Consider the following 9,221-nt stretch of genomic DNA (forward strand, 5'->3'; position numbering starts at 1 on the left):
GTGCCTTCGGGAACTCTGAGACAGGTGCTGCATGGCTGTCGTCAGCTCGTGTTGTGAAATGTTGGGTTAAGTCCCGCAACGAGCGCAACCCTTATCCTTTGTTGCCAGCGATTCGGTCGGGAACTCAAAGGAGACTGCCGGTGATAAACCGGAGGAAGGTGGGGATGACGTCAAGTCATCATGGCCCTTACGAGTAGGGCTACACACGTGCTACAATGGCGTATACAAAGAGAAGCGACCTCGCGAGAGCAAGCGGAACTCATAAAGTACGTCGTAGTCCGGATTGGAGTCTGCAACTCGACTCCATGAAGTCGGAATCGCTAGTAATCGTAGATCAGAATGCTACGGTGAATACGTTCCCGGGCCTTGTACACACCGCCCGTCACACCATGGGAGTGGGTTGCAAAAGAAGTAGGTAGCTTAACCTTCGGGAGGGCGCTTACCACTTTGTGATTCATGACTGGGGTGAAGTCGTAACAAGGTAACCGTAGGGGAACCTGCGGTTGGATCACCTCCTTACCATTGAAGTGTTTTTGTGAAGTGCTCACACAGATTGTCTGATAGAAAGTAGAGCAATGGCTTTACGTGGGAGACTTATTCGAAAGGATAAGACTTACACGAAAATAGCAAAACGGTGTTTTGCAATTGAATTTTCGTGTCCCCTTCGTCTAGAGGCCTAGGACACCGCCCTTTCACGGCGGTAACAGGGGTTCGAATCCCCTAGGGGACGCCAATTGCGCCGATATCGAGTGAAAGACGATGTCCCCAATAATGATTAAGCCAATTACGTTGTAGTTGGTTTAACAATTATGCTCTTTAACAATCTGGAACAAGCTGAAAATTGAAAACAACGCACATTGTTTATCGCTTAAACAATGTGAGAGTCTCTCAAAAATCTCAACTTGAATAGTGTACTTTGAACTATCGAGTCGACGAGCGAAATGAGTTCAAGGCAGCCCGCGCACAGCAAGCGCAGCGTACTTAATGTACGTGAGCATTGCGAGCACGGACTAACGCCGAAATCATGAAGCACAGTCACTCGTTGTCAGAAGACACCTTCGGGTTGTGAGGTTAAGCGACTAAGCGTACACGGTGGATGCCTAGGCAATCAGAGGCGATGAAGGACGTGCTAATCTGCGATAAGCGTCGGTAAGGTGATATGAACCGTTATACCCGACGATTTCCGAATGGGGAAACCCAGTGCAATCCGTTGCACTATCGTTTGATGAATACATAGTCAAACGAAGCGAACCGGGGGAACTGAAACATCTCAGTACCCCGAGGAAAAGAAATCAACCGAGATTCCCCTAGTAGCGGCGAGCGAACGGGGAGCAGCCCAGAGTCTTAATCAGCATTAGTATCAGGAGAACGGTCTGGAAAGTCCGGCAGTAAAGGGTGATAGCCCCGTATCTGAAGATGCTAGTGTTGTGAACTCGACGAGTAGGGCGGGACACGTGTTATCCTGTCTGAATATGGGGGGACCATCCTCCAAGGCTAAATACTCCTGATTGACCGATAGTGAACCAGTACCGTGAGGGAAAGGCGAAAAGAACCCCGGCGAGGGGAGTGAAATAGAACCTGAAACCGTGTACGTACAAGCAGTGGGAGCCTTGATTTATCAGGGTGACTGCGTACCTTTTGTATAATGGGTCAGCGACTTATATTCTGTAGCAAGGTTAACCGTATAGGGGAGCCGTAGGGAAACCGAGTCTTAACTGGGCGAATGAGTTGCAGGGTATAGACCCGAAACCCGGTGATCTAGCCATGGGCAGGTTGAAGGTTGGGTAACACTAACTGGAGGACCGAACCGACTAATGTTGAAAAATTAGCGGATGACTTGTGGCTGGGGGTGAAAGGCCAATCAAACCGGGAGATAGCTGGTTCTCCCCGAAAGCTATTTAGGTAGCGCCTCGTGAACTCATCTTCGGGGGTAGAGCACTGTTTCGACTAGGGGGTCATCCCGACTTACCAACTCGATGCAAACTACGAATACCGAAGAATGTTATCACGGGAGACACACGGCGGGTGCTAACGTTCGTCGTGAAGAGGGAAACAACCCAGACCGCCAGCTAAGGTCCCAAAGTCATAGTTAAGTGGGAAACGAAGTGGGAAGGCTCAGACAGCCAGGATGTTGGCTTAGAAGCAGCCATCATTTAAAGAAAGCGTAATAGCTCACTGGTCGAGTCGGCCTGCGCGGAAGATGTAACGGGGCTAAACTATGCACCGAAGCTGCGGCAGCGATATGTAAATATTGTTGGGTAGGGGAGCGTTCTGTAAGCCTGTGAAGGTGTGCTGTGAGGCATGCTGGAGGTATCAGAAGTGCGAATGCTGACATAAGTAACGATAATGCGGGTGAAAAACCCGCACGCCGGAAGACCAAGGGTTCCTGTCCAACGTTAATCGGGGCAGGGTGAGTCGACCCCTAAGGCGAGGCAGAAATGCGTAGTCGATGGGAAACGGGTTAATATTCCCGTACTGGTGATAATTGCGATGGGGGGACGGAGAAGGCTAGGCTGGCCGGGCGACGGTTGTCCCGGTTTAAGGATGTAGGCAGGTGAATTAGGCAAATCCGGTTCACTATATGCTGAGGTCTGATGACGAGTCACTACGGTGGCGAAGTAGCTCATGCCCCGCTTCCAGGAAAAGCCTCTAAGCTCTAGATTATCACTAATCGTACCCCAAACCGACACAGGTGGTCAGGTAGAGAATACTCAGGCGCTTGAGAGAACTCGGGTGAAGGAACTAGGCAAAATGGTGCCGTAACTTCGGGAGAAGGCACGCTGGCGCTAGGTGAAGTGGTTTACCCATGGAGCTGAAGCCAGTCGCAGATACCAGCTGGCTGCAACTGTTTATTAAAAACACAGCACTGTGCAAACACGAAAGTGGACGTATACGGTGTGACGCCTGCCCGGTGCTGGAAGGTTAATTGATGGGGTTATCCGTAAGGAGAAGCTCTTGATCGAAGCCCCAGTAAACGGCGGCCGTAACTATAACGGTCCTAAGGTAGCGAAATTCCTTGTCGGGTAAGTTCCGACCTGCACGAATGGCGTAATGATGGCCAGGCTGTCTCCACCCGAGACTCAGTGAAATTGAACTCGCTGTGAAGATGCAGTGTACCCGCGGCAAGACGGAAAGACCCCGTGAACCTTTACTATAGCTTGACACTGAACATTGAGCCTTGATGTGTAGGATAGGTGGGAGGCTTTGAAGTGTGGACGCCAGTCTGCATGGAGCCAACCTTGAAATACCACCCTTTAATGTTTGATGTTCTAACGTTGCCCCGTTATCCGGGGTGCGGACAGTGTCTGGTGGGTAGTTTGACTGGGGCGGTCTCCTCCCAAAGAGTAACGGAGGAGCACGAAGGTTGGCTAAGCATGGTCGGACATCATGCGGTTAGTGCAAAGGCATAAGCCAGCTTGACTGCGAGAGTGACGGCTCGAGCAGGTACGAAAGTAGGTCTTAGTGATCCGGTGGTTCTGAATGGAAGGGCCATCGCTCAACGGATAAAAGGTACTCCGGGGATAACAGGCTGATACCGCCCAAGAGTTCATATCGACGGCGGTGTTTGGCACCTCGATGTCGGCTCATCACATCCTGGGGCTGAAGTAGGTCCCAAGGGTACGGCTGTTCGCCGTTTAAAGTGGTACGCGAGCTGGGTTTAGAACGTCGTGAGACAGTTCGGTCCCTATCTGCCGTGGGCGTTGGAAGATTGAAAGGGGCTGCTCCTAGTACGAGAGGACCGGAGTGGACGCACCACTGGTGTTCGGGTTGTCATGCCAATGGCATTGCCCGGTAGCTAAGTGCGGAAGAGATAACCGCTGAAAGCATCTAAGCGGGAAACTTGCCTTGAGATGAGTCTTCCCTGACCCTTTAAGGGTCCTAAAGGAACGTTTAAGACTAAGACGTTGATAGGTTGGGTGTGTAAGCATAGTGATATGTTGAGCTAACCAATACTAATGAACCGTGAGGCTTAACCTGACAACACCGAAGGTGTTTTAGAGATTGAGAGATGACGTTGATTCAATAAGCGTGAGAAGCCGAGAGGCGAGGGACATGGCAGCTTGTTCAAGATTGCAGTTCTGGTTTAGTGACGAAATGTGCTAAACGGGAACAAACCGAATTTGTCTGGCGGCAATAGCGCGGTGGTCCCACCTGACCCCATGCCGAACTCAGCAGTGAAACGCCGTAGCGCCGATGGTAGTGTGGGGTCTCCCCATGTGAGAGTAGGGAACTGCCAGACATTAAATTTTAAGGTTGTGTCAGTACTGACTGACCGCACCATATTGCTGATATGGCTCAGTTGGTAGAGCACACCCTTGGTAAGGGTGAGGTCCCCAGTTCGAATCTGGGTATCAGCACCATATAATCGGCATTTAAAAAGAATTTACCTAGCGGCAATAGCGCGGTGGTCCCACCTGACCCCATGCCGAACTCAGTAGTGAAACGCCGTAGCGCCGATGGTAGTGTGGGGTCTCCCCATGTGAGAGTAGGGAACTGCTAGGTTTTAAATATAAAGAAGCCACCCAATGGGTGGCTTTTTGCTATTTAAATTTTGCTAAAAAATAGCGGCCTCTATATAAAATATCTCAAATTATCTTATTTTATTATTCTAGCTACCCACGATTAAGTCTGACTGATAGACTTACTTTATTATCGTTATATTTTCCCTGAAGGTAGTAATGAATCCAACTTCTGAACTCAAGCCATTCAATAGCTTTGGTATTGATGCAAAAGCATTATCCGTTTTTATAGTAGAAAATAAACAATCGCTCCATCAGCAATGGCTCAAAGCGAAAAGTGATAATTTGCCTGTACTATTACTTGGAGGGGGGAGCAATGTCTTATTTGTAGAGAATTTTGACGGTATTGTCATTATTAATCAATTAAAAGGCATTGAGATCGCAGAGTGTGGCGATTATTGGCACGTACATGTCCAAGCGGGTGAAAATTGGCATCAGCTATTGGAAACATTGTTGCAAAAAGGGGTTTACGGTGCAGAGAACCTTGCTTTAATTCCTGGGTGTGCAGGTTCCGCCCCAATACAAAACATCGGTGCTTATGGCGTTGAGTTAAAAGATATTTGTGATTACGTAGATATCTTGTCGCTTGAGACAAATCAAGAAACACGCATTACAGCCAGTGAGTGCCAATTTGGCTACCGTGATAGTATCTTTAAACATAAGTATCAATATGGCTATGCTATTGTCAGTATTGGGCTGAAATTCGCGAAAATGTGGGAACCTAAGTTGACTTACGGTGACTTGGCACAGTTTAACCCCGAAACGGTAACACCTAAGCAAGTCTTTGATGCCGTGTGCCAAACTCGTAGAAATAAATTACCTGACCCTAAAATTACCGGCAATGCAGGTAGTTTCTTTAAAAACCCTGTTGTTTCTGCTGAACAAGCTGCAAAAATTAAGCAACAAAACCCAAGTTGTCCTCAATATATTCAAGATGATGGTAGTGTAAAATTGGCAGCTGGCTGGCTTATTGACCAGTGTGGCTTAAAAGGGCATGAGATAGGAGGAGCAGCAGTTCATACTCAGCAGGCACTTGTTTTAATTAATAAACATCAAGCCACTGGGATGGATGTTGTTAACCTCGCAAAATACGTGAGTCAAAGTGTTGCTAAGCGTTTTGGTATTATCTTAGAACCGGAAGTTCGATTTATTGGTCGTCATGGCGAGGTTAACGCAATGGATTATATTCAATGAAAGAGGCATCAATCCCCTTACAGCTGATAGATATCTTAGCAGATGCTCAAATACACTCTGGTGAACAACTCGGTGATAAACTTGGAATGACGAGGGCTGCTATCAATAAGCATATTAAAACGTTGCGCTCTTGGGGCTTAAACATCGAAACTGTTACAGGAAAAGGTTATAAACTACCTCACCAAATTAATTTATTAAACCGAGCAGTCATTAAGCAGCAAATTAGTGATGTTAACATTATTGTTGAGCCTGTTATTAATTCAACAAACCAATATATGTTAGAGCGCATTCCAAGCCTAAAATCGGGAGATACTTGCTTAGCGGAGTATCAAAGTGCTGGGCGCGGTAGAAGAGGGCGGCAATGGGTATCGCCATTTGGCTGTAACCTTTATTTATCAATGTATTGGAAGTTGGACCAAGGTCCTGCTGCGGCAATAGGGCTAAGCCTAGTTGTGGGTATCGTAATTGCAGAAACATTAAATAAAATTAGCCAAGAAAAAGTAAAAGTGAAGTGGCCTAATGATCTGTACATGAATGATAAAAAACTGGCTGGGATTTTAGTTGAATTAACAGGTAAAACAGGGGATGCTGCTCATATTATTATTGGTATTGGAATTAATATTGGTATGAATAAAAACAATATTGAAAGTTCAAATACAATAACACAAGAATGGTCTTCATTAAGAGATGAAGTTGAAGATATAGAGCGTAATGAATTATCTGTAAATATAATTAAGGCATTAAGAGAGTCTTTGGTTATATTTGAAAACGAAGGGTTAAAACCATTTTTAGATAGGTGGTTTAAATTAGATAATTTTTTGAATAGGGACGTTAAGTTACTGATTGGTAATGATATAATTACGGGTGTTGAACGTGGGATTAATGAGCAAGGCGCATTATTATTACAAAAAAATAATGGTGAAATCATTCCTTATATTGGCGGTGAAATATCATTGAGGCCCAATGAGTAATATATTGGCCGGTAACAAACCGGCCAATATATTATTAACTATTTTCTTAGGCGGACATTTTGAATAGAATGGTTTTCGCCCTTAGTCATTATTAGGCTTGCTCTTTCTTTGGTGGGTAAAATATTTTCTTTAAGATTTAACCCATTAATTTCATCCCAAATTGACCCAGCAATATTAATAGCTTCATCTTCTGTTAATTTAGAGTAGCTATGGAAATAAGAATCTGGATCAGAGAATGCACCTTGTCTAAATTTCAAGAACCTACCGATATACCATTGTTTTAATAGCTCTGGTGCTGCATCAACATAGATTGAAAAATCAACAAAATCGGAGACAAATACGTGGTGTGGATCTTGTGGATAATCCATATCACTTTGTAAAACATTTAACCCTTCAAGAATTAAAATATCGGGTTGGTCAATTAGTTGTTCTTGATCAGGAACGATATCATAAGTCAGATGGGAGTACACAGGTGCCTTAACATTGCGCGCACCTGATTTTATTTGCGACACAAAGTTAACCAGTTTTCGCATATCATAAGACTGAGGAAACCCTTTTTTCTTCATGATATTTCTATCTTTCAAAACTTGGTTAGGGTGTAGAAAACCATCAGTGGTGATCAAATCAACCTTACGGTGTTCTGGCCAGCGCGTCAGCAATGCTTGCAATAGACGAGCCGTTGTACTCTTACCTACGGCAACACTGCCAGCAATACCAATAATGTATGGAACTTTTGCTCCGTTTGTTCCTAGAAACTGCTCTAAAACTGCTTGGCGTCGTAAATTTGAACTGATATAAAAATTCAATAGACGCGATAAAGGTAGATAAATTTCGATAACATCTTCCATAGAGAGCTCTTCATTAATCCCCTTTAATTCAAAAAGCTCGCTTGATGTCAGTGTCAAAGGAACTGAATCACGTAAAGTTGCCCAGTGTTCTCTATCAAACTCTAAGTATGGCGTAGTAATAAAATTTTCATTCTTTTTCATAAACCAACATCTGCCTATTTTATGCAGGTTGGACAGGTTGCCTAAACACCCGTATCCATAAAATTTGCTAGCATCATAGCGAGTGATAAAGGTGAGGCGTAGGTTTTTTTGTATTTTTTATGAGTTTTTTTTGAAGTGTGCAGAAAAAATGATACTGAATGATTAAAAAACGATCTGCTATTTGCTGGGATAAAACTGTGATTTTGAATAAAAAATAGCCCTTTGAAACTTTTTAAGTTTTTTTCCCCCTTTGCTGAACAAATAATAATGGATTATAGTTAATGGCTGCTGTTGATGTTTTAATCTTAAAAGAGCTAAAAAAACAGCAAAAATGCAAAAAGCGAACAAAATATAAGCAAATGAACAAAAAACTTAATTTTTTTGTTGCAACATGCGCTCACTCTTCCTAGAATGCGCAGCACTTGATGCCGGCATAGCTCAGTTGGTAGAGCAACTGACTTGTAATCAGTAGGTCCCGAGTTCGACTCTTGGTGCCGGCACCATTAAAAATTTGGATAGGTGGGATACCCAAGCGGCCAAAGGGAGCAGACTGTAAATCTGCCGTCACAGACTTCGAAGGTTCGAATCCTTCTCCCACCACCATCTCCAAGAAGTTTTCTTTCCAAAGAAAATTTTGAGGAACAGTTTAACAGCTGATAACTCAGGTAGCCGAGTTCATTGCGGGCATCGTATAATGGCTATTACCTCAGCCTTCCAAGCTGATGATGCGGGTTCGATTCCCGCTGCCCGCTCCAAGATGTGCTGATATAGCTCAGTTGGTAGAGCGCACCCTTGGTAAGGGTGAGGTCGGCAGTTCGAATCTGCCTATCAGCACCACTTCCCTTATGTTCTCAATTATCTCCCTGTTTTGTCTCCTGAAATAACAAGCGAAATTCTTGCTTGGTTGATGTGGTTTAACCACCGATTCCGTGTCTTAGAGGGACAATCTAATGTCTAAAGAAAAATTTGAACGTTCAAAACCGCACGTTAACGTTGGTACTATCGGCCACGTTGACCACGGTAAAACTACTCTGACAGCAGCTATCACTACTGTTCTGGCTAAAACTTACGGCGGCGCAGCGCGTGCATTCGATCAAATCGATAACGCACCAGAAGAAAAAGCGCGTGGTATCACCATCTCTACTTCTCACGTAGAGTACGATACTCCAACTCGCCACTACGCACACGTAGACTGCCCAGGACACGCCGACTATGTTAAAAACATGATCACTGGTGCTGCTCAGATGGACGGTGCAATTCTGGTTGTTGCTGCGACAGATGGCCCAATGCCACAAACTCGTGAGCACATCCTGTTAGGTCGTCAAGTTGGTGTTCCATACATCATCGTTTTCCTGAACAAATGTGACATGGTAGACGACGAAGAACTGCTAGAATTAGTTGAAATGGAAGTTCGTGAACTTCTGTCTCAATACGATTTCCCAGGCGACGACACTCCAGTTGTTCGTGGTTCAGCTCTGAAAGCGCTGGAAGGCAACCCAGAGTGGGAAGCGAAAATTGTTGAATTAGCAGAGCACTTGGATTCTTAC

The 9,221-nt window shown here is 45.0% G+C and carries 5 protein-coding genes, 6 tRNA genes and 4 rRNA genes; 14 read left to right on the top strand and 1 reads right to left on the bottom strand.

Translation table 11 applies throughout. The features are described from left to right. From ACIPUA_RS08255 to birA, 8 genes are all read left to right on the top strand, one after another. Positions 1 to 519, top strand: a 16S ribosomal RNA gene (locus ACIPUA_RS08255); the annotation flags it as partial. Between the two features lie 138 nt (positions 520 to 657). Beyond that, positions 658 to 733 (top strand) — tRNA-Glu (locus tag ACIPUA_RS08260). A gap of 336 nt (positions 734 to 1,069) precedes the next feature. Continuing rightward, positions 1,070 to 3,978: ribosomal RNA gene (locus tag ACIPUA_RS08265) — 23S ribosomal RNA — on the top strand. Between the two features lie 146 nt (positions 3,979 to 4,124). After that, positions 4,125 to 4,240: ribosomal RNA gene (gene rrf / locus ACIPUA_RS08270) — 5S ribosomal RNA — on the top strand. Positions 4,241 to 4,285: 45 nt separating this feature from the next. After that, positions 4,286 to 4,361, top strand: a tRNA-Thr gene (locus ACIPUA_RS08275). Between the two features lie 26 nt (positions 4,362 to 4,387). Further along, positions 4,388 to 4,503 (top strand): 5S ribosomal RNA (gene rrf / locus ACIPUA_RS08280). A 176-nt stretch (positions 4,504 to 4,679) separates the two neighbouring features. Then, on the top strand, positions 4,680 to 5,714 hold the full coding sequence (murB, locus tag ACIPUA_RS08285) for a UDP-N-acetylmuramate dehydrogenase (RefSeq protein ID WP_105880908.1): 1,035 nt from the start codon (positions 4,680 to 4,682) through the stop codon (positions 5,712 to 5,714). Then, positions 5,711 to 6,685, top strand: coding sequence for a bifunctional biotin--[acetyl-CoA-carboxylase] ligase/biotin operon repressor BirA (gene birA / locus ACIPUA_RS08290; RefSeq protein WP_042849050.1), 975 nt, complete (start codon positions 5,711 to 5,713; stop codon positions 6,683 to 6,685). The genes murB and birA overlap by 4 nt, the downstream gene beginning before the upstream one ends. Positions 6,686 to 6,723: 38 nt before the next feature. Here birA and coaA read toward each other — a convergent pair whose 3' ends face one another. Beyond that, positions 6,724 to 7,674, bottom strand: a complete 951-nt coding sequence (coaA, locus tag ACIPUA_RS08295) for a type I pantothenate kinase (RefSeq protein WP_042849049.1) — start codon at positions 7,672 to 7,674, stop codon at positions 6,724 to 6,726. Between the two features lie 281 nt (positions 7,675 to 7,955). Between coaA and ACIPUA_RS08300 the strand changes: the two genes are divergently transcribed. The 6 genes from ACIPUA_RS08300 to ACIPUA_RS08325 all read left to right on the top strand — a co-directional run. Continuing rightward, positions 7,956 to 8,084 (top strand): hypothetical protein, encoded by a 129-nt coding sequence (locus ACIPUA_RS08300; protein ID WP_257786024.1) that lies wholly within the window; start codon positions 7,956 to 7,958, stop codon positions 8,082 to 8,084. Between the two features lie 17 nt (positions 8,085 to 8,101). After that, positions 8,102 to 8,177: transfer RNA gene (locus tag ACIPUA_RS08305), tRNA-Thr, on the top strand. Positions 8,178 to 8,192: 15 nt separating this feature from the next. Further along, positions 8,193 to 8,277, top strand: a tRNA-Tyr gene (locus ACIPUA_RS08310). A 77-nt stretch (positions 8,278 to 8,354) separates the two neighbouring features. Further along, positions 8,355 to 8,429: transfer RNA gene (locus ACIPUA_RS08315), tRNA-Gly, on the top strand. A 6-nt stretch (positions 8,430 to 8,435) separates the two neighbouring features. Further along, positions 8,436 to 8,511: transfer RNA gene (locus ACIPUA_RS08320), tRNA-Thr, on the top strand. 113 nt (positions 8,512 to 8,624) lie between these two features. Next, positions 8,625 to 9,221: GTP-binding protein (locus ACIPUA_RS08325; protein ID WP_449059554.1), on the top strand; the 597-nt coding region annotated here is incomplete at its 3' end.

This window comes from Providencia sp. AGC89 (assembly GCF_053543535.1).

Coding starts and splice junctions, on each gene's coding strand:
- ACIPUA_RS08300 (WP_257786024.1), top strand. CDS start 7,956: ATGGCTGCTGTTGATGTTTTAATCTTAAAAGAGCTAAAAAAACAGCAA.
- birA (WP_042849050.1), top strand. CDS start 5,711: ATGAAAGAGGCATCAATCCCCTTACAGCTGATAGATATCTTAGCAGAT.
- murB (WP_105880908.1), top strand. CDS start 4,680: ATGAATCCAACTTCTGAACTCAAGCCATTCAATAGCTTTGGTATTGAT.
- coaA (WP_042849049.1), bottom strand. CDS start 7,674: ATGAAAAAGAATGAAAATTTTATTACTACGCCATACTTAGAGTTTGAT.